This window comes from Kitasatospora albolonga, from assembly GCA_002082585.1.
GTDB lineage: Bacteria > Actinomycetota > Actinomycetes > Streptomycetales > Streptomycetaceae > Streptomyces > Streptomyces stephensoniae.
In genome coordinates this window covers 5,901,668-5,926,737 of sequence record CP020563.1, presented here as the reverse complement: position 1 = coordinate 5,926,737, position 25,070 = coordinate 5,901,668, and the positions used below count along the sequence as shown (strand labels likewise).

Below are 25,070 nucleotides of genomic sequence, written 5' to 3'. Positions count from 1 at the left end.
AACAGCTATTCGTCGCGGCGGAAGATCCGGATTGGCCGGAGCGAGGTGAAGGGAAGCGGAAAGGAAGCCGTGAGCCCCGTGTTCGCGCTGTCCAGGCCGGGCCGGGACGGGGCATCTCGTCCGCGTCCGGTACGCATGTTATGTGCGGTATATACCGTACGTGGTCGATCAGTTCGGGCGCCTCCGTCACCGGCACGCCCAGCAGGTGCTCTGCGGTCGTCCGGGCGCTCGCGGCGGCGCGGGGCAGCAGCGAGTGCCACACACCGTGTCGACCGGCAGTCCGGCGAGCCGTTCGCCCAGCAGGTCCGCCTGCCGGTGCCCCGTGCCGGTGAGCTCGCCGAACGCGTCCGCCTCGCCGTGGCGGGCCAGGTGGAGACGGCGGGTGGCCATGCGCCGGGGCTACCGGGGCGCCGTACCCCGGGGGGTGCCGAGGGGTGGCGGGGACTGGTTGTCAGGGCGTGCGTCGGCCTCGTCGGGGCTGTGGTCGGCCGCCGCGTGGCCGGCGCCCCGGCCGTCCGCGCGGGCCACGATCAGCCCGTCCCGGACCCGGATCGCGGCCTCGGTGCGGTCGGCGGCCGGGAGCCCGCCGACGGCCTCCGCGACCGTACCGGTGTCGTCCAACACGATGCGCAGCCGCGGGAGTTCGGCGGGCGCGAAGACCCGGCGCAGGCAGCCGACCAGATCGGTGATCCGGAGCCGGGCCAGCCTGCCGAGCTCGGCGGGGTCGCTCGTCACGACGACGAGGGTCACCGCGTCGTGCGGTCGCGCCGAGCGCAACGCCTCCTCGGCCGCCGAGAGCCGTGCCACGCCCAGCACGACCACCACACCGTCCTCGTCCAGGGCGGCCTGACGGCCGGTGACCTCGTCGCGCAGCCCCCGGGGCGCCGCCCACTCCTCCCGCACCGGGCGGGCCGGGGCGACGAAGGGCAGGTGGGGCGGGGGCGCGTCGTCGACGGGGCCGAGGGCGGCCAGATGCTCGGCGGCGCGGGCCAGGGCGAACGGGTCGCCGGTCCCGGGGGCGCTCTCCGCGAGGGCGGCCGCGCCGTGCAGCAGGGTCAGCGTCAGCTCGGCCAGGCGCACCGGCCGGGTGCGGAGCCCGGTGCGCGGTTCGAGGGAGAGGGCGAGCAACAGGGCTTCGAGCCGTACGAGTTCGGCCAGGGCGGCTCCGGCCGGTCCGGCGTCCAGCACTCCGGCCAGTGAGCGCAGCTGGAGGTGCCCGCTGCCGGGCGTGTCCCCCGCGAAGGGCAGCCGCTCCAGCCAGACCCGGGCGAACGCACCGAGTGCGGCTCCGGCCGATCCGGGTGATTCCAGGGGCGGTTCGGCGCGGCGCAGGGTCTCTTCGGCGGCGTCGGCGAGCACCGCGAGGTAGAGCGCGCGCTTGCCGGTGAAGTTGGAGTAGACCGCTCCCCTGGTCAGTTCGGCCCGGTCGGCGATCCGGTCGACCTTGGCGTCGGCGTAGCCGTACTCGGCGAACTCCTGCCGGGCCGCGACCAGCACCTCCGCCCGGGTCCGCTCCTGCTGCTGTGCGCGGGTCAGCCTCGCCATCGTCTCCCCCCGTCCGTGTTCCGTGCCATTCCGCGGTACTCCGTGCTCGGTGCTTCGCCTCGTGTGTCCACCTTCATGATACCTAGGGCATCCAGATGTTTGCATCATTCGAGAAGCCGGGTGGGAGTGCTGTGCGCCTGCCCGGAGGCGCCGTTTTCTGTTGTGGCGATATGGAGGGAAATCCTGCGTAAAGTTGCTAGCTTTCCCCTTTGGCCGATGACCGCGTCGACAGGGGAACGCCATGACCCACACCGGTTCGGAGGCCGTCGCCCGGCCGGCCGCCAAGCTGACCCTGCTGACGCTCACCGCGATGGTCGTCGGCTCGATGGTCGGTGCCGGGGTGTTCTCGCTGCCGCGGCGCTTCGCGCAGGAGACCGGGGTCGCGGGGGCGCTGATCGCGTGGGCGGTCGCCGGGACCGGGATGCTGATGCTGGCCTTCGTCTTCCAGGCGCTGGCCGTACGGCGGCCGGACCTGGACGCGGGCGTGTACGCGTACGCGAAAGCGGGGTTCGGGGAGTACCTCGGCTTCTTCTCCGCCTTCGGCTACTGGGCCAGCGCCTGCGTCGGGAACGTCACCTACTGGGTGCTCATCATGTCGACGGTCGGCGCGGTGGCGCCGGTGCTCGGGGACGGTGACACCGTGACGGCCGTGGTGGTCTCCTCCGTCGGGCTGTGGGGGTTCTTCCTGCTGATCCGGCGAGGGGTGAAGGAAGCGGCGGCGATCAACCGCATCGTCACCGTGGCGAAGATCGTGCCCATCGTCTTCTTCGTGATCCTGGCCCTGTTCTACTTCGAGCCGTCCGTCTTCGCGGGCAACTTCTCCGGGACCGACTACGCGGGCTCCCTCTTCGGCCAGGTGCGCGGGACCATGCTCGCCACCGTCTTCGTCTTCCTCGGCGTGGAGGGGGCCAGCGTCTATTCGCGCCACGCCAAGCGGCGCGAAGACGTCGGCCGGGCCACGGTCCTGGGGTTCCTGAGCGTGTTCGCCGTCTTCGCCTCCGTCACGATCGTCAGTTACGGGCTCCTCCCGATGGCCGAGATCGCCGAGCTGCGGCAGCCCTCGATGGCCGGGGTGCTGGAGTCGGCGGTCGGCACCTGGGGGCAGGTCTTCATCAGCGTCGGGCTCATCGTCTCGGTGCTCGGCGCCTACCTCGCCTGGACCCTGATGGCCGCCGAGGTCCTCTTCGTCGCCGCCAAGGACAAGGACATGCCGCGCTTCCTGGGGCGGTCGGCGGCGGGGGACGTACCCGAGAACGCGCTGCTCCTGACGACCTGCCTCAGCCAGGTCGTCCTCGTCGTGACGCTCTTCTCCGCCGATGCCTTCACCTTCGCCCTCGATCTGACCAGCGCCCTCAGCCTGATCCCCTTCCTGCTGGCCGCCGCCTTCGCCCTGAAGGTCGCGGCGCGGCCGGAGCGCTGGGGCGCGGTGGGGCGCTCCACCCGGCGCGAACTGGTCGTCGCCGTGGTGGCGACGCTCTACACCGCGTTCCTGCTGTACGCGGCCGGGCTGAAGTTCGTCCTCGTCTCCTTCATCCTCTACGCCCCGGCCACCTTCCTCTTCGTCAAGTCCCGCCGGGAGCAGGGGCGTCGGCTGTTCTCGCCGGGCGAGGCGGTCATCTGCGCGGTGACGGTGGCCGGTGCGGCGGTCGGCGTCGCGGCGCTGGCCGTGGGGTGGATCGAGCTCTGAGTCCCGCCCGGAAGAAACCTGTCGTCCGTCGAGCCAGTCATCCGTCGAGTGAGTCGTCAGTCGAGCGAAAGGACCCATCGTGACCAGCACTTCCCCCGCCTCCGCCCTCGGCGTCCACTCCGAAGTGGGGCGGTTGCGCAAGGTCCTGGTGTGCGCCCCCGGGATGGCCCACCGGCGGCTGACCCCCACCAACTCCGACGATCTGCTGTTCGACGATGTGATGTGGGTGGAGAACGCCCAGCGCGACCACGCCGACTTCGTCACCCAGCTCACCGAACGGGGTGTGGAGGTGGTCGAACTGCACGCGCTGCTCGCCGCCACCATGGCGATCCCGGAGGCCCGGTCCTGGCTGCTCGACCGGAAGATCGACGCGAACGAGGTGGGCCTCGGGCTGGTCGACGACACCCGCGCCTTCCTCGACACCCTCACCCCGCGCCGGCTCGCCGACCATCTGATCGGCGGGCTGGCCACCGCCGACCTGCCGGACCCGTTCCGTTCGGCGTACCTGGGGCTGGCCCGGGAGGGGACGGGCGGGCGGGAGTACCTGATGCCGCCGCTGCCCAACACCCTGTACACCCGTGACACGACCTGCTGGCTCTACGGCGGGGTGACGCTGAACCCGCTCTACTGGCCCGCCCGCCACGACGAGACCCTGCTGATGAAGGCCATCTACACCTTCCACCCCGACTTCCGGGGGTCCACGGTCTGGTGGGGCGACCCGGAGAAGGACTGGGGGCGGGCCACCTTCGAGGGCGGGGACATCATGCCCGTCGGCAACGGCGTCGTCCTCATGGGCATGAGCGAGCGGACCTCCCGGCAGGCCATCACCCAGGTCGCGGCGGCCCTGTTCGCGCAGGGGGCGGCGGAACACGTGATCGTCGCCGGGATGCCGAAGCTGCGTTCGGCGATGCACCTGGACACCGTGTTCACCTTCGCGGACCGGGACATCGTGACGCTGTACCCGCGCATCATGGACGGCGTCCACACGTTCTCGCTGCGGCCCTCCGACCGGGCGCCGGGGATCGAGATCACCGACGAGGGCTCCACCCCGTTCACCGAGGTCGTGGCCCGCGCCCTGGGGCTGGCGCGGCTGCGGGTGATCGAGACGGGCGGGGACGTGTACGCCTCCGAGCGGCAGCAGTGGGACAGCGGCAACAACGCGGTGGCGCTGGAGCCGGGGGTCGTCTTCACCTACGACCGGAACACCCAGACCAACGCCCTGCTGCGGCGGGCCGGGGTGGAGGTCATCACCATCGTCGGCGCGGAGCTGGGGCGGGGGCGGGGCGGCGGGCACTGCATGACCTGCCCGTTGATCCGGGACGCGGTGGTGTTCTGACGGCAACCAGGGTTACAGCCCCTGCGTCAAGCGGTGCAGTCTCAGCGCCAGTTGGATCTCCAGCGTGCGCGGCGGCTCGTTCCAGTCCGGGCCGAGGAGGCGGCCGATGCGTTCCAGCCGCTGCACCACGGTGTTCACGTGCACATGGAGCAGGGTCTTGGTGCGGGTGAGGCTCGCCCCCTGCGCGTAGTACGCGTCCAGGGTGGTGACCAGGTCCGTGGAACGTGCCGTGTCGTAGTCCAGGACCGGGCCGAGGGTCCGGCGTACGTACCCGCCCAGGTCGGCCTGGTCGCCCAGGAGTACGCCGATGAAGCCCAGGTCCGCTGTGGCCCCGCCGCTCCCCGTGTGGCCGAGCGCGCGCAGGGCGGAGAGGCAGCGGGCCGCCTCCTCGTGGGCGCCGGGGAGTTCGGCCGGGCCGGAGGCGGGGCCCGCCGCGCCGACGGTGACGGGGCAGCCGGCCGCCTGGCCCAGTTCGGCGGCGAGCGCCTGGGCCTCGGGGCCGGGGGCGCCGGAGGGGGCCACCAGGACGACGTGGTCGTGGTGGAGACCGGCGAGGCCGTCGCGGGTCTGGGCGCTCCGGGCTGCGGCGGCCAGCAGGCGGTGGCGCGGGGCCGCCTCGCCGTGGGCCACGAACACGCTGTGCGGGCGGCCCAGGTCGACGCCGAGGCGGCGGGCCCTGGCGGTCAGGGTGCCCGGGTCGCCGGTGCGCGAGAGCAGGTCGCCGAGGAGCTCACCCCGTACCCGGTCCTCCGTCTCGGCGACCGAGCGGCGCAGCAGCATCAGGAGCGCGGTCACCACGCTGGCCCGTTCGAACAGCAGCCGGTCGGCGTCCGCGAGGTCCGCCCGGCCGGTGAGCGCGATCGAGCCGAGGAGTTCGGGTCCGGCGAGGACCGCGCAGACCCAGGTGCCGTTGAGCGGGACGGCCCGGCCCCGGGCCCGGGAGGCGGCGACCGCCGGGGTGGGCGCGGGCTGCGGTCCGGTGCGGGCGCGGGCCAGTTCGGCGCCGTCCGCGTCGTGGATGAGGATGCCGCCGTCCAGGATCTCGGCGAGGGCGGCGGCCACGTCGTCGGCCCCGCCGCCGCGCAGCACGAGGTCGGTGAGCTGGTCGTGGGCCTCCTCGGCGCGGCGCATCGCCTCGCTGTGGGTGCGGATGGTCTCGGAGGCGGCGTTGAGGTCGACGAGCGCGGCCCGGGTCTCCTCCAGCAGCCGGGCCCCGTCGATGGCGATGGCCGCGTGGTCGGCCAGCGAGGAGAGCAGCGCCACCTCCCCAGCGGTGAACTCGCGGGGTGCCCGGTCGGCGGCGTACAGGACACCGATGACGCGGCTGCCGAGCCGCAGCGGTACGCGCCACAACCCGGCCCGGAAGGGGGCGCCGCCACCCGTTGCGGGAGCGTGCGTCCCGCTGCTACACGCGTACGAGGCCGAGGCCCCGGTCGTCCACCCCGCAGTTGTCGGACACCACCCGCAGCCCGCCCGCGCCCCGCTCCGGCAGGGCGTGGATCAGCACGCCGGGGATACCGCAGAGCCCGAATCCGCCGACCGCCAGGGACGACCCGGGCCCCACGTCCGCGACGGCGTACGGCGATGGCGTCCGCCCACACATCGCCACCGGTCCCGGTGGTCGCGGGCCACGTGGGGCCCCTACCGCCCCCGCTCCTTCGCCAGCCACGGACCGAACTCGCTCTCCAGCACCAGCCGGCCCAGCTTGCGGTACTCCTGGAGCACCGCTGTGACGATCTGGTCCATGGCCAGCGGCGCCCGCGACTCCGCCGCGAGATAGGCGGCGGTCACCGCGCAGGCCCGGATCGAGCCGCCCGCCAGCTCGAAGCGGTCCGCGCAGAACGCCAGGTCCAGCGCGGGATCGCGGGGGATGGAGGTGCCCAGGCAGCGGTCCCAGAGGGCGAGGCGCTGCTCGGCGTCCGGCATCGGGAACTCCGCGATCACGTCCAGGCGGCGGGTGAACGCCTCGTCCAGGTTGGCCCGGAGGTTGGTGGTCAGCACGGCGATGCCGTCGAAGGACTCCATGCGCTGGAGGAGGTACGCGGACTCCATGTTGGCGTGCTTGTCATGGGCGTCCTTGACCTGGGAGCGCTTGCCGAAGATCGCGTCGGCCTCGTCGAAGAGCAGGATGCCGTTGACGTCGGACGCCTCGACGAAGATCCGCTCCAGGTTCTTCTCGGTCTCCCCGATGTACTTGTCCACCACCGTGGAGAGGTCGACGACATACAGCTCCATGCCCAGGTCCCGGGCGACGACCTCGGCCGACATGGTCTTGCCGGTGCCGGACTCGCCCGCGAACATCGCGATGACCCCGCGCCCCCGGCCGCCGCCCGGCCGCATCCCCCACTGGCCGAGGACCTGTTCGCGGTGGCGGGCGCGGAGGGCGAGTTCGGTGAGCTGGGTGCGGGTGGCCGGGGGCAGCACCAGGTCGTCCCAGCCGACGGCGGGTTCGATGCGGCGGGCGAGCCGTTCGAGCCCGGCGCCGTTCTGGGCGCGGACCGCCGTGCGCAGATCGTCCGGGTGGACCGGGCGCTGCTCCAGGACGGCCAGCCGGGTGGCCACGGTGGCGGCCTTGCGCAGCTGTTCGGAGTCGAGGCGGTAAGAGGCGGTGGCCTCGATCAGGTGGTCGTCGGCCGGTCCCTGGGCGTCCGGCAGGCCCACCGCCCGGGCGGCCTCGGCGAGCGCCTGCCGCCACTGCCGGGCCGCGCCCGCCGGGCCCGGGGGCCGGACGGCGATCGGAACCGGGCTGTCCCGGGTCCACAGGGGGTCCCAGTTCTTCTTCCCGTACGCGATCAGGGGCGTACCGCTCAGCGCCGCGCAGAGGGCGGCCAGCAGGCGGGCGCCTTCGGGGCGTTCGGGGGCGAGCGCTTCGAGCGGGCCGAGCACGACGCCCGCGTGGCCGAGGCGGGCCTCGGCGGCCAAAGCCCTTACGAGCTCGGCCTGTTCGGTGGTCGCGGCGAGGGCCGCGATGTCGACGACGAGCGGGCGGCGGCCCGCCGTGACGAGCGCGTCGACGGCCAGACCCGAGGGGTCGCCGCCCCGGTCGAGCAGATGGACCAGGCCGCTGCCCGTGGCGAGCGCGGCGGTGATGCGCCGGATCTCGGGGCGCTCGTCCGACCCGTCGGCGGAGGCGGGGTCGGAGGCGGGGACATGGACGAGGCCGCGCAGCCGTCCGTCGGTCTCGTCGTCGCCGAGGAGATGGGCGGTGACCCGGTCGGAGACCCTCAAGGCCCTTGAGAGCAGCGGGCGTTCGGGGTCGCCGATCTCCAGCAGCCCGCCCGCGACGAGCGGGGCGGAGGGCTGGAACCGGAAGCGGCCGGAGCTCGCGGCGGGCAGTCCGCAGAGCTCCAGCGCCAGTCCGACGGTCGGGCGGCGGCGGGTGAGGTCGTCGTTGAGATAGCCGTAGAGGCGCTCGAACCGGGCGTCGATGTCCGGCGCCATCGCGATCAGCAGGAGCTCGACATCGAGCTCCGCCAGTCCGAAACGGGCGGCCAGTCGGGCGAGCCGACTGTCCGGGGGCGCCGACTCCGTACCGTACGGCGGTTGCTCCGTACCGTAGGACGGCAGGGGTACGGAGGCGAAAGCGTCCCGCGACTCCAGGACGCGTTCGGCCGCCTCGGGGGTGAGGTACTGCCCCCGGTACGGGTCGTCCGGCTCCGGGTCGGTGGCGCGGCGGTCCACCACCGCGTGCCGGACCCGCTGCTCGACGCGGCCCAGCCGCTCCCACAGCACCTCGATGTCGGTCACCGCGCGGTCGGCGGCGTCCCGGGCCGATGCGTCCTCCGTCGCCACGCGGTCGGCAGCGCTTGGGGCCGGTACGTTCCCCGTAGCCGCACGGTCAGTCGCGTCCCGGGCCGATCCGTTCTCCGTCACCGTCATCGTGCCGCGCTCCCCCGCCTGCGGCGGCCGGGCGGCAGCTGCCGTTCCCGTTCGGCGGCGAAGCCCTCCGCCGCCAGGTCGCCTGCCGCCTCCGCATACCGCAGGCGGCGGCCCGGGTCGTCGGCGGCCGTGCCGTTCACGGCGGGGGCGGCCTTCATGACGAGGCCCTCGGTGACCGGCGGGCCCGCCGGGGCCCGTTCCCCGGCGAGCGGGGCGAGGACGCGCAGGTCGATCGCGGCCTTCAGCTCGCCGCCGAGCGCGGACCACACGTCGGACGCGGACGGCCCGTCGGTGCGCGGGCCCGCCGCCTCCAGCTCCACGGTGAGGCCGAGTTCGGCGAGGCTGCCCGTGTACATCCGGGCGGGCAGCACGTCCGTGCGCACCAGGCAGCGCAACACCTCGGAGAGCAGGCGGTGTTCGTCCTGCGGGCGGTTGGTCCAGGCGGTGACCAGGTAGGTCAGCTCGAACCAGCGCGGCGGGGTCCGCCAGGCGGTGACCACGCCGTTCTCGTCGTGCTCCTCGGCCGTTCCGGTCCGCCGCCGCCCCGTGTCCTCGCGGATGGCGTGCAGGAAGACGCTGATCGTGGGGGCGTTGCGCCGCGCCGACCAGTCCTTCGTTGGCGCGTCGAAGACCAGGTCGACCCCGTTCTCCTGGAGCCCCGCGTCGGCCAGCAACAGCCGCAGCCCTTCGTCCACTTCGTGGATCATCGGCGGGTCACCTCGTCCGGCGGTGTGATGGTGCCGACCACCACGAGGAAGTCCGTCTTCACGGGGCTGAAGCCGGGCCCCCTGGCCGTGATCGTGCGCGGTCCGGTCTGGTCCTTCGCCAGGATGAGCAGCTGGGCGATGAACGTGCCGTCCGGGTTCGGCAGGGTCGGCACGGCGGAGGCCGTGATGCCCGGGTTCCAGCGGAGCTTCACGGGCGCCCCGGGCGGGAAGTCCTTGCCGCGCACCGAGGTGACGAAGCCGGGCTTGCCGACGGCGGGCACCGCGATGATGCGGGGCTGGAGGATACGGAGCGGGATGCGGGAGACGTTGTCGCTCCGGTCCGCGTCCGTGCCGGTCGTGGTGAGCCTCGCCGTGATGCTCGTGCGCAGCGCGCGGTCCGGCGAGAGGACGACCCGTACGACGGTGGAGGCGCCGGGGGCCAGGTCGGGCAGCGCGCACCGCCCGGCCGCGCAGCCCGCCGGGAGCGGGCCCGCCGGGATGTTCCCGGGCAGCCCGAGCCGGAGGCGCAGGCCGGTGGCGGTGGCGTTGTCGCCGTTGCGCACGGTGTACGTGACGACGACCTTGCCGCCGACGTAGCCGGGGCTGGGCTGGGCCCGCACCACGACTCCGGGTCCGGCCAGGGGCGCGGGCGGCAGGGGGGCCGGGGGCCGCGCGACGGGCGGGCGGGCGGCGGGGGGCCGGGGCGGGGTGGGCGCGGTGGTCGTGGGGGTGGGGGTGGGAGGCGCCGGGGTCGGGGTGGGGCTCTGCGTGGGAGGCGTGGGGCTGGGGGTCGGAGGCGTGGGTGACGGGGTCGGCGGTGTGGGGGTCGGGCTCGGCGGGGGCACGTCCTGGACCGGTACGAGTGTGCCGGTGGCGTTGTCCGTCGGGTTCGGGTCGAGCACGGCGCCGGTGACGGACCAGCCGACCGGCTGGTCGCCCCGCGTCACCCCGGTCAGCTTGGCGGTGATCTCCACGCTCGCGCCGGGCGGGACGGTGCCCAGGTCGCACTGGGGCGAACCCGCCCCGCACGGACCGGCGTCGGTGGTCAGCTCCTCCAGCCGTACGCCGGGCGGGGCGTCGGCCGTGAACAGGGTGCCGGGCGAGGGCGAGGGGCCGTGGTTGACCACCGTGACCTTCACCTCGACGGAGGAGCCGACCTCCACGGCGGGCCCGGTGGGCGGGGCGGTGACGGCGAGGTCGACCGACTGCTGGTAGCTCGGCTCCTTCTGCCGTCCGGCGTGCGTGTTGTCGAGGGGCGCCAGCTCGCCGGAGGCGAGGTCGAGGACGGAGAGCTGCTCCATCGAGTTCGGGGCGAGCTCCCGGCGGGAGGTCAGCACGATCCGGCTGCCGTCCGGGGACCAGGCCACATCGCGGGGCTGGAAGGGGCCGGTGCCGGTGGTGTCGGGGATCTCCTGCTCGCAGCCGTCCGGGTTCTCCCGCTGGGAGGAGGGGAGCACGACCCGGCAGCCGCCGCCGCGCAGGGGCTTGATCAGGATGCCTGCCCGTTCGTTGAGTCGGCCGCCGCCGTCCTTGCGGTTGAAGGCCACCCGCGTACCGTCGGGGGAGAACGCCGGGCTGTCGTCGATGACTTCGCAGTCGCCGTAGCAGATGGTGGAGCTGAGGTCGCGCTGCTGGTCGAGCCGGTCCACCGGGACGACCCAGATGTGCTTGTTGCCGCCGTGGCCGTTGATCACATGGGTGCGGGTAAAGGCGAGGTTGAGGCCGTCGGAGGACCAGGTCGGCTGGGCGTCGCTGCCCTGCTGTTCGCCCTCGGGCGGGCGGACCTCGTCCAGGATCTCGCCGGTGGCCACGTCGGCGATGAGGATGCGGCCCGGTCCGGCCGGCTCTCCGGCACCGCCGGGCGAGGTCCGGGTGAAGGCCAGCTTGGTGCCGTCGGGCGAGAAGGTGGGGTCGGTGTCCCGGTCCCGGTCACCGCGTCCGGCGAGCGGCAGGGGCTGCGCATCGGTGCCGTCGGCGTCGACCATCCAGATGCGCTGGATACGCGCGTCGGCCGGGCCCTCGAAGCGGGTCACGACGATGCGCCGGCCGTCGGGGGTGTAGTTCTGCCGCTCGGTCCACGGGTCGTACCCGGCCGCCGGGTTGAAGAGGGGGTCCTGCGCGGGATCGGTGTTGGTGCGGGCCGCCGGGTCCTCGCGGAGGATGGTGAGCCCGAGGTCGCGGGGGTCGGAGCCGTCCTGGCGTACGTCCTGGAGCGTGACGACGTTCGCGGCCTCGGCGGTGATCCGGGCGACGACGACACCGCCGGAGCCGCCGGGGCCGAGCCAGGTGGGCGAGGCGACCTTCCGGTCCTCGGTGAGCAGCTGCTGCGGGGTCTCGTCGGTGAACGCGGTCACCCGGTAGACGTGGTCGAAGTCGTCGCAGCCGCAGACGTGGAAGGGGCTGAGGAAGAGGACGCCGTCCCCGTCCGGCAGCCAGCTGACGGAGTGGCTGCCCCATTCGGCGTGGGCCCCGGCCAGCAGCGGCCGGTCGGTGCCGATGCCCTCGGTGACGCGGAGCCGGTTGCCCTTCTCGGGGTCGGGGTCGGTGACGTGGGTGTACGCGACCCGGCTGCGGCGGGTGTCGTCGTCCACCGGGTTCCAGGACGGGTCGACCGCGTCCCCGGGCGGGCCGTCGCTGATCCGGGTCCGCTCGCCGCCCGTGAGGGCCTGTTCGTATATCTGCCAGCCGCGTGAGGTGTCGCCGTCGCAGGCGTACGCGATCCGGGTGCCGTCCGGGGAGAAGGTCGGGGACTCCTCGTTGTCGGGGGTGTCCGAGAGCCGCCGCAGGTCCGAGCCGTCGATGCCGACCGCCCACAGGTCGCGCTGGGTGCCTCCGCCGGGGCCGCCGGGCTCGGCGGAGTCGAAGACCACCGTCCGCCCGTCCGGGGAGAGTTCGGGGTTGGCGGCGTCCCGGTCGGTGGTGAGCCTGCGTACGGTCCCGTCCGCGTCGCGCACGTACACCTGGGGGCGCACGCTGTCGCGGAGGCTGGTGAAGACGAGTACCTCGCCGCGTGCGGAGGGGTCCTCGTCGTAGTGGACCGGGCCGGTGGAGCCGAACAGCGGCTCGGTGGCCTGCGGGTCGGCGACCCGGCCGAGGCTGCGGTGCTCCGTACCGGCGAACGCGATCCGCCCCGCCTCCGCCGGGTCCGCGACGGCTGCCGCCGCCGGGTCGGGCCTCGGCGCCCCGTGCGGGGCGGAGGCGGAACCGACGACCAGCAGCGGCGCCAACAGCACCACCGCGCCCGCCAGTCGGCTCCACCGGGAATGCTTCGCCGGGCCAGCAGTGCCGGTCACGGCCCACCTCACAGTCTGTTGATGACGCTCCACCGTCGAGCATCGCGCTCGCGCGGGTCAGGAAGACAGGCCCCGAGTACCCGGAGCGGGGGAAGGAGCCGCTGCCCTTTGCGGCGCCCCGCCCCCGCCCGGCCGGGAACGTCCTTCGGGATCAGCCCTTCGGGGAAAGGCCGGTTCGGCGGGCAGGGGACAGCCCGGCCGAACCGGCGGGCAGGGGCGGCCGGTTCGACGGGAGACCGTCAGATCAGCCCGTGCCGCATCGCATAGCCCACGGCGTGGGCGCGGTTGCGCAGTTCGAGCCGGGTCGCGACCTCGTGCAGCACGTTCTTGACGGTGCGTTCGGAGTACGAGGTCTTCTGCGCGATCTCCGAAGTGTCGAAGCCCTCCGACACCAGCCGGATCATCTCCGCCTCGCGTGCCGTGAGGGTGGAGAGGGTGAGCCCCCGGGGGTCCAGGACCGTCCGCTGGAGGCTGCTGACATGGTCGAGGAGCTTGCCGAGCAGATCGCCCGGGAGGACGCCCTCGCCGTTGGCCATCGCCGTGACCAGGTGGATCAGCCGGTCCTGGTCGGCCTCGCCGCGCCGCAGCACGGCGGCGACCCCGCACTCGATCATCGTCTGGAGGGCACCCGACTCGAAGAAGCCGACCACCAGTCCGGTGCGGGTGGAGGTGTTGCGCTGGAGGCGGTGCAGGAGCTGGACGGTGGCCTCGTCCACCATGTCCACCACCACCAGGGAGACCTGCGCCCGGTCCGCCTCGGCCTCCGGTATCAGTTCTATCTCCGGGCGCATCCGCAGCTGGTGGACCATGCCGGTCTGGAGGATCAGGTCCTCCGCGTACACCGCCACGGTGACCCTGCCGCCGGACCCCGCTCCCGGTGTGGGCCGCGCGGTGCGCTGCGCCGCGCCGGGCCTGCGGTACTGGCGGTGCTCCGCCGTCGTTCTGCTCTTGGTCTCTGCTGTCGTCATCGTTCCGCGCCGTCTTCCTCAGGTTCTGCCGACCGATATGTCTTCTCTAGCCCTTCTCCGCTCCCGACCGCACCGGCCTTCGGCAGGGGGCGCGGGCCCGGGGCGGGTCCTCGGGGCCACCGGGCCGGTGTGCGCTCGGGGCATCCGCCCTGCCCGCTCGTTGCCCTCGCGACCCTGCTGCGCGGCGGGCCGGGCGGCTTACCGTCGCAGGGTGACCACATCTGCCGAACTCGAAATGCCCGCGGTGACGGTGTCGCCGGGCGGTACCGCCACGACGACCCTGACGGTGCGCAACGACAGCGACATCGTCGAGGCGTACACGCTCGAAGTCGTCGGTGACTGCGCCGCGTGGAGCACCGTCGAGCCGGCCCGCGTGTCGCTCTACCCGGGCACCTCCGAGACGGTGACGCTCACCTTCGCCCCGCCCCGCTCCCACGAGGTCAGGGCGGGCGAGACCCCGCTGGCCGTCCGCGTCCTGCCCGCGGAGCACCCGGAGTCGGTGGTGGTCCCGGAGAGCACGGTCACCGTCGAGCCGTTCCACGAGCTGCGCACCGAGCTGGAGCCGCGCCGCCGCAGGGGCTGGCGGGGCGCCCGCTTCCGTACCGCCGTACAGAACAAGGGGAACACCCCGGTCGATGTCGCCCTTACCGGCAAGCAGGCCGGGGAGGAGCTGCGGCTGGGCTTCGCTCCGGACCGACGGCGGCTGGAGCCGGGCGAGTCGGCCGAGGTACGGCTCAAGGTCCGTGCGGGCAAGCTGATCTGGTTCGGCGAGCCGGTCACCTGGCCGTTCGAGGTGGCGGCCACCGAGACCGCCCCGGCCGCCACGGACACCACCACGGAGTCCGGCGGCACGGAGAGCGGGGAGGCCGGGGGCGGAAAGCCCGTACGGCAGGAGCCCGCCCGGACCGAACCCGTACGGTCCGAGACCGCTCCCGTCGAGCTCGTACAGCCGGAGCCGGTCCCCGGTGAGTTCCTCCAACTGCCGGTGCTGCCCAAGTGGTTGCTGATCGTGCTGGCCGCGCTGCTGGCGCTGCTGCTCGCCTGGTTCGCGCTGGTCCGCCCCGCCGTGCAGAGCACCGCGAAGCAGGCCGTGACCGAGGCGGCGGAGGAGGAGGCCGCCCGCGGCGAACAACAGCAGGGTTCGGCAACGCCGGGCGGCCCGGACAACCCCGCGGGAGGCCAGGGGCAGGGCACCAACCCGGACGGGTCGGCCGCACCCGGCGCCACCGGGGGCTCCGGCACCGGTCCGGGGACAGGGGGGACGGGCTCCGGTCCTGGCGGTACGGGGGCCGGGGGCACCCAGCAGAGTTCCGCGACGATCGACGTGGAGACCGAGACCGGGACCGACAACGAGGGGACGTACCAGGTTCCGGCGGGCAAGGTGTTCGGGATCACGGACCTCGTGGTGGCGAACTTCCAGGGCGACGAGGGAGTGCTGACCATCTCCTTCGGAGAGCGGAAGATCACCACCATCGCGCTGGAAACCTTCCGCAACCAGGACTATCACTGGGTCACCCCCATTCAGATTCCGGAGAACGCCACGGTCACCGCCGCCGTCACCTGTGCCAAGCCCGGCACTCCGGCGACCGGAACGCAGGCGTCAGGCTGCCATCAGGTGGTTAACGTCAGCGGTGTACTGAGCGATCTCGCACCGTAGAACACGGAAACGGCGACGCGATACGCCGCGCCCCGCCTGCCGGTGACGACCTGTCGGTGACGACAACAGCAGAAACCCGGCCCCTGGGGAAACCCGGCGTGCCGGACGGTGGCGGATTCAACTTCCTGAATACGCCAAAGGTCTACACCAATTCGGTCAGCCGCGACGCCGACGACACCGGAAGAATATCCGGTTCCGCCGGGCTACGGCACGAACGGGCCTGCTCAGGGCCCCTCCTGACGCTCTGACGGCATCCGGCGGATGCCCGATCGGAAGCTCCGGCTGCCCGTTTACCTCGGCGGAACCCGGCCGGAACACCGCACCTTCTTGGCGCATTCTGGCCGAATCCCGTCACTCCGCTGTGGTTCTCGGGCGGCCCCCGTACGTTTTTCGGCCGTACGGGGTTCACTGCGGAAAAGAGATACCGAACACACCGCGACACGGACCGGAGCCCCATCCGGAAGCCGCGCGGGAACCCGGACGGGAAGCCGATCCGGAAGCGGAACGGGAAGCCGGTCGGAACGCGGGGCCGGAAGTGAGCGGGAGGCGGTAAGGGGTGCCGGGAGACGCCGGACCGGAAGAGGAAACTCTTCCGTAACCCGCCGTTCTCCTTCCCTTCACTTCGGCCTCACTTCTGCCGCCCTTCTGCCGCCGGAATACCCGGTATCCGCCCGGTACCCGCCGCTCCGCGCGCATCGTGAATGCGGCGAGCAGCACGGCCCCGTCCGCCGAGGGCAGCGTTCCCCGCCGGACGGGTGCCCGGGAAGGCAGCGACCTTGCCCCGCGCCCAGGACTTCCGGACCTACTCCCCGCCTTCCCCACCGGGCAAGACTGACCGGTGAACGAGTGACCACCCCGAAGGAGCGAGCATGCCGTCGTACCTCACCCCCGGTGTATACGTGGAGGAGGTGCAGTCCGGAGCGCGGCCCATCGAGGGAGTCGGCACCGCGGTCGCAGCCTTCGTCGGCTTCGCCGAGACAGGCCCCTTCCACCAGCCGACGCTGGTGACCAACTGGGACCAGTACGTCCAGACCTTCGGCACCTTCACCGCCGACACCTACCTCACGCACGCCGTCTACGGCTTCTTCGCCAACGGCGGCGGCGCGGCCTACATCGTGCGCATCGGCGGCCCCGCCCAGGGCGCGTCCGGCGCCACGGCGCCCGGCGCCGTCGGCCAGGCCCCGGCGCCCACCGCGCTCGGCGGCTTCCTCATCTCCGCCAAGTCCGGTACGAGCGGCGACCTCTCCGTCGAGATCGCCGATCCCGAGGGCGAGAACCCCCCGGAGGACCGCTTCAAACTGCTGGTCCGCCAGGGCGGCAAGGTCGTGGAGACGTACGACGTCTCCACCCGCAAGAACGTCAAGGGCTACCTGGTCACCCAGGCCCGCGACTCCAAGCTGGTCCAGATCGCCGAGCAGCCCGGCACGGCCCAGAGCCGCCCCGAGAAGCAGACCGTCGCCCTCGCCCCGGCCGCGCCCGCCCCCGGTTCCGGCGTGGCGCGCCTCGACGCGGCCGAGTACGTCGGTGACGCCGCCGCCCGCACGGGCTTCTCCGGCCTCGAGTCGATCGACGAGATCACCATGGTCGCGGTCCCGGACCTGATGAGCGCCTTCCAGCGCGGCGAGATCGACGCCGAGGGCGTCAAGGCCGTCCAGCTGGCGGTCATCTCGCACTGCGAGCAGATGGGCGACCGGGTCGCCGTCCTGGACACCCCGCCGGGTCTCAACGCCCAGCAGGTCCGCACCTGGCGCAACGACGAGGCCGGTTACGACTCGCGCTACGCCACCCTCTACTACCCCTGGGTCAAGGTCTTCGACCCGGCGAGCGGCCGCAACTCCCTGGTCCCGCCGAGCGGTCACGTGGCCGGTGTCTGGGCGCGCAGCGACGGTGAGCGCGGGGTGCACAAGGCGCCCGCCAACGAGGTCATCCGGGGCGCGGTCGACCTGGAGATCCGGCTCAGCAAGGGCGAGCAGGACCTGCTGAACCCGATCGGCGTCAACTGCGTACGGGCCTTCCCCGGCCGGGGCATCCGCATCTGGGGCGCCCGTACCCTCTCCTCCGACCCGGCCTGGCGCTACCTCAACGTGCGCCGCCTCTTCAACTACCTGGAGGAGTCCATCCTCCTGGGCACCCAGTGGGTGGTCTTCGAGCCGAACGACGACCGCCTCTGGTCGAGCATCCGGCGCAATGTCACCGCCTTCCTCACCGAGGAGTGGCGCCGCGGGGCCCTGTTCGGCCGCACGGCCGAGGAGGCGTTCTACGTCCGCTGCGACCGGAGCAACAACCCGCAGGAGTCGATCGACCTCGGCCAGGTCGTCTGCGAGATCGGCGTGGCCCCGGTGAAGCCCGCGGAGTTCGTGGTCTTCCGGCTCTCGCAGTTCTCCGACAGCACCAGCCTCGTCGACGAGTGACCTTCGCGGTCCTCCCTTCTCATCACTTCAATCGGAACAGGTGACACACAGTCATGGCAGAGGGCGACGCTCTTTCCACCCACGTATTCGGCGTGCAGCTCGGCGGCTATCTCGTGGAGTCCATCCAGGAGATCAGCGGTCTGACCGTCGAGGAAGAAGTCGTCGAGGTCCGCCAGGTGACCGCCGAGGGCAAGCAGATCATCCGCAAGCAGCCGGGCGCGCGCCAGGCGGGCGAGGTGACGATCACCCGCGGGCTCGACCAGAGCAGCGAGTTCACCACCTGGATCAAGGAGACGCTCAACAACGGGGCCGTCGACACCGCGCGCCAGAACCTCACGATCGAGATCAAGGACTCGACCGGTGAGACCGTCCGGCGCATCCAGCTGATGCAGGGCTGGGCCTCCAAGTGGGAGGGCCCCTCCCTCAAGGCCGGCGAGTCCAGCGCGGCGACCGAGACGGTGACCATCACCTTCGAGGAGATCGTGGTCGAATGAGGCGCCGGACCGTTTCGCCGGGCAACGGCCTCGAAGAGGTCCTGGACAACCTCGCCGCGGCGCCCGCCGCGCGCGAGGAGACCTCCGCGCCCGCTCCCGCCCCCGCCCGTCCCCGTGAACGGGACACGTTGCAGACGGAGTTCGCCTTCGAGCTGCCGCGCGGGTACGTGGACGACGAGGGCCAGGTGCACCGGCAGGGCACCATGCGGCTCGCCACGGCCCGGGACGAACTGCGCCCGCAGATCGACCTGCGGGTGAAGGAGAACCCGGCGTATCTGTCCGTGGTGCTGCTGAGCCAGGTCATCACCCGGCTCGGCACGGTCACCGATGTGCACGCGGGGGTCGTGGAGCGGATGTACGCCACGGACGTGGCGTTCCTCCAGGACTTCTACCGCCGGATCAACAGCGAGGGCCACACCCACGCGGCGGTGACCTGCCCGCTCTGCCACGGCTCGTTCGAGGTGGACCTCTCGGGTGGGCGCCTGGGGGAATCGTGACGTACGCGCTTCCCCGGTTGCGGGAGGAGATCGCGTACGTCGCCTACCACTTCCATTGGCAGCGTGAGGACATTCTCGACCTCACCCACGCTGAACGTCAGCAGTGGGTGCGGGAGATAGCGCGGATCAACACCCGCGTCAACGAAGGCGGGTGATCGTGTGGGGCTCGGGAACTGGCTGCGCCGAACGGACAGGCAAGGGCCCGGCACGGCCTCGCGGGAGGGCACCGCTTCCGGTGCCGGTGGCGCTTCCGGTGCCGGTACCGATGGCGGTACGGGCATGGGTACGGGTGCCGGTGCGGGCGGCGGTACGGCGCCGGAGGCCGGGGCCGCCGTCACGGACGGTGGGCCGGAGGGCTCCGGCGGTTCCGGCGGCTGGGACGGTGGGTGGCGGCAGGTCGCCCCGCCCACGGTGACCGTCGCCCGGTCCTCGATCGGGGTGAGCGACGGACTGCGGTTCCGGTCCCAGCTCGCCTCCTGGCAGAACCCCACGTTCGGCGGCGAACTCGGCCACGCCGTACTGCCGTCCGCCCCCGTGGGCCTCATCCACGGCGTGGCCCGTCCGGGCGCCGCCCGCTCGGCCTCCCCCGGGGGACCGCTGCTGCTGCGGGCCGCCCGGACGGGGGCCGAGGGCGAGACGGAGGCCCCGGGGACCACGGGGGCTGCCGAGCCCGCGAGGGATCTGCCCGCTGCGGCGGCGGGCCGCGCGGGCGCGCGGGCGCCGGGGCGGAGTGCCTCGGTCCAGCGGTCGGGCAGTACGGCACCGAAGACGGTACGGGGGCGGGGCACGGCTTCCACGTCCGGCTCGGGCACTGCGGCTGCTTCCGGTACGGGGGCGGCGACCCCGCCGACCGTACAGCGCAAGGCGAACCCCGGTACGGCCGCGGCTCCTTCGGGCTCTCCGGCTTCCTCCGGGGCTGCCCCGGCCACGGAGGCGGCGCCTTCAACCGCGTCGACTTCTTCGGCTGCTTCGGCCGCTTCGGCTCCCCCGGTCGCTTCGGCTTCTTCGGCTCCCTCGACTTCTTCGGCCTCGGTGCAGCGTGCGCGGCCCGCCGCTGTACGTCCCCGGCGGACGGCACCGCCCCTGACCGTCGCCCGGCGCCCGGCGGTGCGGCTGCGGCAGATCACCGGCCTGCCGCCTGCCCCTTCTTCCACACCGGCCGCACCGACCGCACCGACCGCTCACAGCACGTCCGACGCTTCCGGCACTTCCGGCACTCCCGGCCCTGACACCGTGCAGCGGAGCGAGCAGCGGGCCTCCTCCCCCGCGCGGCAGGAGAGCCCGGGCCGAGGCACGGCTCCCGCTGCCGAGGTCGTACGGCCCGCCCTGGGCAAGCCCCTGCGCGAGCTGCCCTCCGGGGCCATCCCTTCCGGCCCTCCGGGGCAGGGGCAGCCCGCGCCCGCCGCCCCTGAAGGGCAGGAGGCGACGGTCATGCCGGTCATCCAGCGCCCGACCTCGGAGGCAGGAGCGGCGGCGGCCTCAGCGTCTGAGCCTGCGCGTACGTCTGCGCCTGCGTCTGCTCCGAAGACGCCCAAGGCATCAGGCCGTCAGCAGGCAACACCGGCACCGGGTTCGGGTTCGGGTTCGGGGTCGGGTTCGGGATCAACACCGCTCCCCCTCCAGAAGGCTCCCGCCACCGCGCCGCACCGGACGGAGCGCCCCGGCACCCCCGAGCCCCCGCAGCCCGCCGACCCGGCCGCCCCCCGTGCCCGTACGCGAGGCGGGATCGGTACGCCGCTCACCTCGCTCCCCCCGACCGCCCGGCTCCAGCCCGACGCCCCCCTCCTCGGGGACCGGCGCCGTACCCAGCCGGGCCCCTCGGCCACACCGGCCCCCCGGAACACGCCCCCGCAGGCCGCCGCACCACCGGCCGCCGCCCCGGGCACCCCTTCCGAGCTGCCGGTCCGCTCGTCCGCCGCGCCCGCGCACACCGCACCCGTACAGCGCGCGGTGGACGGCGAGCGCCCCCCGACACGTACGCATACGAGCACGGGTACGGGGACGGGTGCACCCGCACCCGGCACCGCCGCCTCCCCAGCCCCTCCCCCGGCGCCGGTCCGTATCCGCAGCATCGGCCCGAAGCGGGAAGGCGGCCCAGCCACCGCCACCCCTTCCCCCACCGCCATCGGATCGCTCCCGCCCACCGTCCAGCGGACGCGCACCCTGCTCTCGGGCCGGTCCCTGAAGATCAACACCGGTTCCGCCGAAGGGTTCTCCGCACCCCCCGCACCGACCACGGCAGGCGGCAGTCCGGCCCGCCCGGTCGTGGCAGCCACCTGGCGCCGCGACGTACCGCAGCCGGAGCCGAGCACCGGCAACTCCGGTACGGCAGGCACCGGTACGACAGCCTCCGGTGCACCGACGCCCGGGCTCACACGGACCGGACCCACACGGACCGGACCCACGCAGGCCGCAACCACCCAGCCGGACACCCCCCAGGCAGGTACCCCCCCACCCCTGGAAGCACCGGACACCCCCGGCCACGACGCACCGGCACACCACTTCCCGTACCTCCGGACCGGCCACAACCCCGGCCCCGGCGCCCGGCTCCACCGTCCAGCGGGCCGCGCACGGAGACCCCGCGCCCCGGCGCACCACCACCGACGGCACCGGCCCACGCACCCCCGCCCCCCACCACCGAACACCCCGGGGCCGCCCCCTCCAAGGCCCGGTCCGCAGTCGGCGGGGCGCTCACACGGCTCGTGCAGCGGCGTACGGTACGGGGCTCGACGCCCCCTTCCCCGGCAGGCTCCACACCGTCGCCGTCGCCGTCGCCGTCGCCGTCGCCATCAGCGTCCGGCCCGGCCAACTCCGGCGCACCCCACCAGTACACCCCGCAGCCGCCCACCACCCGGCCGACGCCCCCCGCGCCCACCTCCCCGTCGATGCCGCACATGACCTCCACGGCGTCCTCGGCTCCCCCGTCCCCACCCCGCGCCCCGCACACCGCGAGCACCCCGGCGCACCGCTCCACCCCGCACGCCCGCCCGGTCCCGGTCGTCCGGCCGCATCCGCCCGCGGCGCCCCGGCCCGGAGCCACCGTCGTCCCCGTCCAGCGGATGCCGTTGCCGGTGGTGCCCGACCCGGCCGGCCCTCCGCCCGCCGGACCGGCCCCCGGCGGCGGCGCTCCTCCGCAAGGGCCGCCGAGCCTCGCCGTACGGGTCCCGCCACGCCCGGCCACCGCGAGCACCGGCACCGGCACCACGGGGCGCCCCGAGACGCAGGCGCAGGTCCTCCAGCGCGTGGCCGCCCAGGCGGGTATCACCGGTGTCCCGGTCAAGGCGGTCCCGTCGAAGGGCACTTCACCGAAGGCCGTCCAGCGCACAGGCGCCGACGAGACCACGGGAGACGCGGCGAACGCCGGAAGCGCGGCGAACTCAGCAGCCACCACGGCCGACGGGACCAACGCGGCCGGCCGCATCACCGGAGCCGAGATCGAGGAGCTGGCCCGCCGTCTCCTCGACCCCGTGAGCCGGCTCATCCGCGCCGACATGCGCCGCGGGCGGGAGCGCGCCGGGCGGCTCCACGACGGCCGCCGCTGACAGCGGTGCCCCGGCCCGGCACCCCCCGCAGGAACCGCAGGAACCGCACCAGCAGAGAAGAAGAGAAACGGCATGACGGACAACATCTTCGCGACGAGCGTGTACTTCAAGCTCGTGATCGGCGGCAGCGACCTGGGGGCCTTCCACACCTGCTCGGGTCTGGGCGCCGAGGTGGAGATGGAGACGTACGCCGAGGGCGGCAACAACGGCTTCACCTGGCAGCTGCCGGGGCGCATCACCTGGACCAACATCACGCTGACCCGCCCGGTCACCGCCGACACGATGAAGATCGCGCGCTGGCTGAACGAGACGATCCAGCGGGTCGAGCCCAAGGACGGCGAGATCGTCGCCCTGCGGCCGGACCTCAGCCGGATCATCAGCTGGCAGGTGCAGGGGATCGTCCCCGTGCGCTGGCAGGGCCCGTCCTTCGATCCCGCCAACTCCCAGGCGGCCATCGAGACGCTGGAGATCGCGCACGAGGGCCTGGAGCCCTCCTGATGCACCGTCACATCGCTGTCACCGCCATCGCTCCCGCAAACCAGGAAGGAGGAACGCCATGTCGCTCTCTCTCCGTGCGAGCCGCGCACGCGCCCAACTGACCATCATGGAGCCGCCGTCGACGGTGGGCGCCAAGCCGGGTGGCCGACTCGCGCAGCTCACCCTCCAGTTCAACCCGAACAAGCTGTCGCTGAGCAAGAGCACCGAGTGGCGGCGCACTCCGTCGCGGATGGCCGGGCAGTCCGCGCTGCCCGAGTTCGTCGGGAGCGGGCCCCGGTCGCTCTCCCTGGAGGTCTTCCTCGATGCGACGGCCACCCATGACAACTCCGTGGAGAAGGCGGTGGAGCAGCTGATGATCGCCTGTGTGCCCACGCCGACCAGCCTCGCGCGCAAGACGCCCGCGAGCCCCTGGGTGCGGTTCGACTGGGGTACGTCGAGGACGACCTCGTTCGACGGCGTACTCTCCAACCTCTCGGTCTCCTACACTCTGTTCGACGTGGACGGAAAGCCGCTCCGCGCCACCTGTTCGCTCTCCATCGAGGAGGCGAGCGTCGATCCGGCGGGCCAGAACCCCACCTCGGGTTCGAAGGAGGCGCGGCGGACGCACCGGGTGGTGGCCGGGGACAGTCTGCCGCTGCTCGCCTGGCGGGAGTACGGCGACGCCACCGCCTGGCGGACGATCGCGGAGGCCAACGGCATCGACAACCCCATGCAGTTGGTCCCCGGCAGTGAACTCCTCGTGCCCGGACTGGAAGACCACCTCGCGGAGGGCGGCCGATGAGCCCCGCCTCCCCGGGGCGCTCCTTCGCCGCCGACCCGATCGTGGAGATCCCCGCCGAACTGCCCCTGGGCTGGGCCGCCCAGCTGGTGAGCTGTGTGGTCGACGAGAACGTCGGGCTGCCGGACACCGCCGTGCTGATGTACCGGGACCCGGACCACGATCTGCTCAGCGAGAGCGGGATCACCCTCGGTACGCCGCTGAAGATCTCCGTCGTCACCGTGCAGGAGCGGGTCCGCGAGCGGCTGTTCACCGGGGAGGTCACGGCGATCGAGCTGGACCACGACACCACCGGGACGTTCACCGTGATCCGGGCCCTCTCCAAGGCGCACCGGCTCCAGCGCGGCCGGAAGGTGGTGGCGTACCGGAACATGAAGACGGCGGACATCGTCCGCAAGGTCGCCGCGGGCGCCGGGCTGGCCTGCGGGACGGTCGAGGCGGCGCCGATCACGTACAAGCAGCTGACCCAGCCCAATGTGTCCGACTGGGAGTTCCTCCAGCATCTGGCCGCCGAGAGCGGGGCGCAGGTGCGGGTGGACGATCAGGGCGTGCTCCAGTTCACCAGGCCGAAGCCCGCGTCGTCGGCGCCCTCGCCCGACACCCGGGCCGCCAAGAACCCGATGGTCCTGGAGTACGGGGACAACCTGCTCTCCCTGCGGGCGGTCGTGACCGGCGCGGACGGGGCCGGGGACGTGGAGGTGCGCGGCTGGAACGTCGACACCAAGACGCGGCTGGTGGCGCGGGAGCAGTCCGTCCGCAGCGACACCGTGGTGCCGGGGATGAGCCCGTCGGTGGCGGCCGGGGCGTTCGGCGCGAGCGCCCGGGTGACCGTCGCCGACACCCCGTACCGCACCCAGGCGGAGACCACGGCCGTCGCCGGGGCGGTGGCGGCCTCGGTCAGCTCGGGCTTCGGCGAGATCGAGGCGGTGGCCTTCGGGAATCCGCAGCTGCGGGCGGGCGCCCCCGTGGCCCTCGGCAACGTCGGCCCGACCTTCTCCGGGCGCTACACCGCCACCGCCGCCCACCACGTCCTGGAACCGGACGGCGGCTACCGCACCACCGTGGTCGTCAGCGCCTCGCCCGACCGTTCCCTGGCCGGGCTGACCGGCGGCGGCGCCCCCTCGCGCGGTCCCCGTATGCCGGGGCTGGCGATCGGCGTGGTCACCGACATCCGCGAGGGCAAGGGCCAACGCGGCTGGGTGCGGCTGAAGTTCCCCTGGCTGGACGACACGTACGTCACCGACTGGGTCCGTACGGTGCAGTGGGGCGGCAACGGCGGCGGCGGGGTGTTCAGCCCCGAGGTCAACGACGAGGTGCTGGTCGGCTTCGAGCAGGGGCTGCTGGACAGCCCGTATGTGCTGGGCGGCCTCTACAACGGGATCGACCGGCCGTCCGAGCACGACGTGCCCCTTGTCGACAAGACCAGCGGCAAGGTCAACCGCCGTTCCCTGGTGTCCCGTTCGGGCAACCGGCTGGAGCTGCTGGACACCCCGCGCGGCCCGTCCGGGGTCCGGCTGGCCAGCGGGAACAAGCGGCTCGAAGTCCTGCTGGACGAGCGGAAGAACGAGATCGCGCTGACCGTCTTCGCCCCCGGCTCCCGGCGCCCGCAGAGCTCCGTGACGCTCTCCTCGTCGGGCATCACGCTCGACGCCGGTACGGGGAACGTCGAGGTCAAGGGGCGTTCGGTGACCATCAACGGCAAGACGGGGGTCACCGTGGACGGCGGCCTGCTCGCCGTGCTGAAGGCCAAGCTGATCCGCATCAACTGACGCCAGCCC

Annotated in this window: 15 protein-coding genes and 3 pseudogenes; 10 read left to right on the top strand and 8 right to left on the bottom strand. The window is 73.2% G+C overall.

The genetic code is table 11. The annotated features are described in order from the left end of the window. Positions 1-145: 145 nt before the first annotated feature. Both B7C62_26360 and B7C62_26355 read right to left on the bottom strand, forming a co-directional pair. A pseudogene (locus tag B7C62_26360) lies at positions 146-390 on the bottom strand (histidine phosphatase family protein). Between the two features lie 9 nt (positions 391-399). Next, positions 400-1,545, bottom strand: coding sequence for a TetR family transcriptional regulator (locus tag B7C62_26355; GenBank protein ID ARF75378.1), 1,146 nt, complete (start codon positions 1,543-1,545; stop codon positions 400-402). 241 nt (positions 1,546-1,786) lie between these two features. Here B7C62_26355 and B7C62_26350 point away from each other — a divergent pair, with 241 nt between their 5' ends. Then, positions 1,787-3,232 carry an arginine-ornithine antiporter gene (locus B7C62_26350; protein ID ARF75377.1) on the top strand — a complete coding sequence of 482 codons (1,446 nt, stop codon included), beginning with the start codon at positions 1,787-1,789 and terminating at the stop codon, positions 3,230-3,232. A gap of 79 nt (positions 3,233-3,311) precedes the next feature. Further along, positions 3,312-4,568 carry an arginine deiminase gene (locus B7C62_26345; protein ARF75376.1) on the top strand — a complete coding sequence of 419 codons (1,257 nt, stop codon included), beginning with the start codon at positions 3,312-3,314 and terminating at the stop codon, positions 4,566-4,568. Between the two features lie 12 nt (positions 4,569-4,580). On the opposite strand, the pseudogene B7C62_26340 reads toward B7C62_26345, so the two are convergent. The 6 genes and pseudogenes from B7C62_26340 to B7C62_26315 all read right to left on the bottom strand — a co-directional run bounded on the left by B7C62_26340 (position 4,581) and on the right by B7C62_26315 (position 13,415). Further along, positions 4,581-5,912: pseudogene (locus B7C62_26340) on the bottom strand (diguanylate phosphodiesterase). A 70-nt stretch (positions 5,913-5,982) separates the two neighbouring features. Further along, positions 5,983-6,171: pseudogene (locus tag B7C62_26335) on the bottom strand (hypothetical protein). A 38-nt stretch (positions 6,172-6,209) separates the two neighbouring features. Next, a complete protein-coding gene (locus B7C62_26330; GenBank protein ARF75375.1) occupies positions 6,210-8,447 on the bottom strand; it encodes an ATPase in 2,238 nt (745 codons plus the stop codon). Then, a complete protein-coding gene (locus B7C62_26325; protein ARF75374.1) occupies positions 8,444-9,154 on the bottom strand; it encodes a hypothetical protein in 711 nt (236 codons plus the stop codon). Before B7C62_26325 ends, B7C62_26330 begins: the two co-directional genes overlap by 4 nt. After that, a complete protein-coding gene (locus tag B7C62_26320; GenBank protein ARF75373.1) occupies positions 9,151-12,447 on the bottom strand; it encodes a hypothetical protein in 3,297 nt (1,098 codons plus the stop codon). The genes B7C62_26325 and B7C62_26320 overlap by 4 nt, the downstream gene beginning before the upstream one ends. Positions 12,448-12,686: 239 nt before the next feature. After that, positions 12,687-13,415, bottom strand: a complete 729-nt coding sequence (locus B7C62_26315) for a helix-turn-helix transcriptional regulator (protein ID ARF75372.1) — start codon at positions 13,413-13,415, stop codon at positions 12,687-12,689. A gap of 235 nt (positions 13,416-13,650) precedes the next feature. Between B7C62_26315 and B7C62_26310 the strand changes: the two genes are divergently transcribed. From B7C62_26310 to B7C62_26275, 8 genes are all read left to right on the top strand, one after another. Further along, entirely contained in the window at positions 13,651-15,072 is a 1,422-nt protein-coding gene (locus tag B7C62_26310; protein ARF75371.1) for a hydrolytic protein, read from the top strand. Between the two features lie 869 nt (positions 15,073-15,941). After that, positions 15,942-17,483: a phage tail protein gene (locus B7C62_26305; protein ARF75370.1), complete on the top strand. Its 1,542-nt coding sequence runs from the start codon at positions 15,942-15,944 to the stop codon at positions 17,481-17,483. A 53-nt stretch (positions 17,484-17,536) separates the two neighbouring features. Beyond that, positions 17,537-17,977, top strand: a complete 441-nt coding sequence (locus B7C62_26300; GenBank protein ARF75369.1) for a phage tail protein — start codon at positions 17,537-17,539, stop codon at positions 17,975-17,977. Beyond that, entirely contained in the window at positions 17,974-18,474 is a 501-nt protein-coding gene (locus B7C62_26295) for a hypothetical protein (protein ID ARF75368.1), read from the top strand. The genes B7C62_26300 and B7C62_26295 overlap by 4 nt, the downstream gene beginning before the upstream one ends. Positions 18,475-21,533: 3,059 nt before the next feature. Next, on the top strand, positions 21,534-22,016 hold the full coding sequence (locus tag B7C62_26290; protein ARF77385.1) for a hypothetical protein: 483 nt from the start codon (positions 21,534-21,536) through the stop codon (positions 22,014-22,016). 72 nt (positions 22,017-22,088) lie between these two features. Beyond that, positions 22,089-22,514, top strand: coding sequence for a phage tail protein (locus B7C62_26285; protein ID ARF75367.1), 426 nt, complete (start codon positions 22,089-22,091; stop codon positions 22,512-22,514). A 58-nt stretch (positions 22,515-22,572) separates the two neighbouring features. Then, complete coding sequence (locus B7C62_26280; protein ID ARF75366.1) at positions 22,573-23,295, top strand: peptidase M23; 723 nt, start codon at positions 22,573-22,575, stop codon at positions 23,293-23,295. Further along, positions 23,292-25,061 (top strand): type IV secretion protein Rhs, encoded by a 1,770-nt coding sequence (locus tag B7C62_26275; protein ARF75365.1) that lies wholly within the window; start codon positions 23,292-23,294, stop codon positions 25,059-25,061. Before B7C62_26280 ends, B7C62_26275 begins: the two co-directional genes overlap by 4 nt. Positions 25,062-25,070: the final 9 nt, after the last annotated feature.

What these genes read in the sequence shown, in the direction of transcription:
- B7C62_26355 (ARF75378.1), bottom strand. Translation starts at nt 1,545, where the DNA reads ATGGCGAGGCTGACCCGCGCACAGCAGCAGGAGCGGACCCGGGCGGAG.
- B7C62_26350 (ARF75377.1), top strand. Translation starts at nt 1,787, where the DNA reads ATGACCCACACCGGTTCGGAGGCCGTCGCCCGGCCGGCCGCCAAGCTG.
- B7C62_26330 (ARF75375.1), bottom strand. Translation starts at nt 8,447, where the DNA reads ATGACGGTGACGGAGAACGGATCGGCCCGGGACGCGACTGACCGTGCG.
- B7C62_26325 (ARF75374.1), bottom strand. Translation starts at nt 9,154, where the DNA reads ATGATCCACGAAGTGGACGAAGGGCTGCGGCTGTTGCTGGCCGACGCG.
- B7C62_26315 (ARF75372.1), bottom strand. Translation starts at nt 13,415, where the DNA reads ATGACGACAGCAGAGACCAAGAGCAGAACGACGGCGGAGCACCGCCAG.
- B7C62_26310 (ARF75371.1), top strand. Translation starts at nt 13,651, where the DNA reads ATGCCCGCGGTGACGGTGTCGCCGGGCGGTACCGCCACGACGACCCTG.
- B7C62_26305 (ARF75370.1), top strand. Translation starts at nt 15,942, where the DNA reads ATGCCGTCGTACCTCACCCCCGGTGTATACGTGGAGGAGGTGCAGTCC.
- B7C62_26300 (ARF75369.1), top strand. Translation starts at nt 17,537, where the DNA reads ATGGCAGAGGGCGACGCTCTTTCCACCCACGTATTCGGCGTGCAGCTC.
- B7C62_26295 (ARF75368.1), top strand. Translation starts at nt 17,974, where the DNA reads ATGAGGCGCCGGACCGTTTCGCCGGGCAACGGCCTCGAAGAGGTCCTG.
- B7C62_26290 (ARF77385.1), top strand. Translation starts at nt 21,534, where the DNA reads ATGCCGTTGCCGGTGGTGCCCGACCCGGCCGGCCCTCCGCCCGCCGGA.
- B7C62_26285 (ARF75367.1), top strand. Translation starts at nt 22,089, where the DNA reads ATGACGGACAACATCTTCGCGACGAGCGTGTACTTCAAGCTCGTGATC.
- B7C62_26280 (ARF75366.1), top strand. Translation starts at nt 22,573, where the DNA reads ATGTCGCTCTCTCTCCGTGCGAGCCGCGCACGCGCCCAACTGACCATC.
- B7C62_26275 (ARF75365.1), top strand. Translation starts at nt 23,292, where the DNA reads ATGAGCCCCGCCTCCCCGGGGCGCTCCTTCGCCGCCGACCCGATCGTG.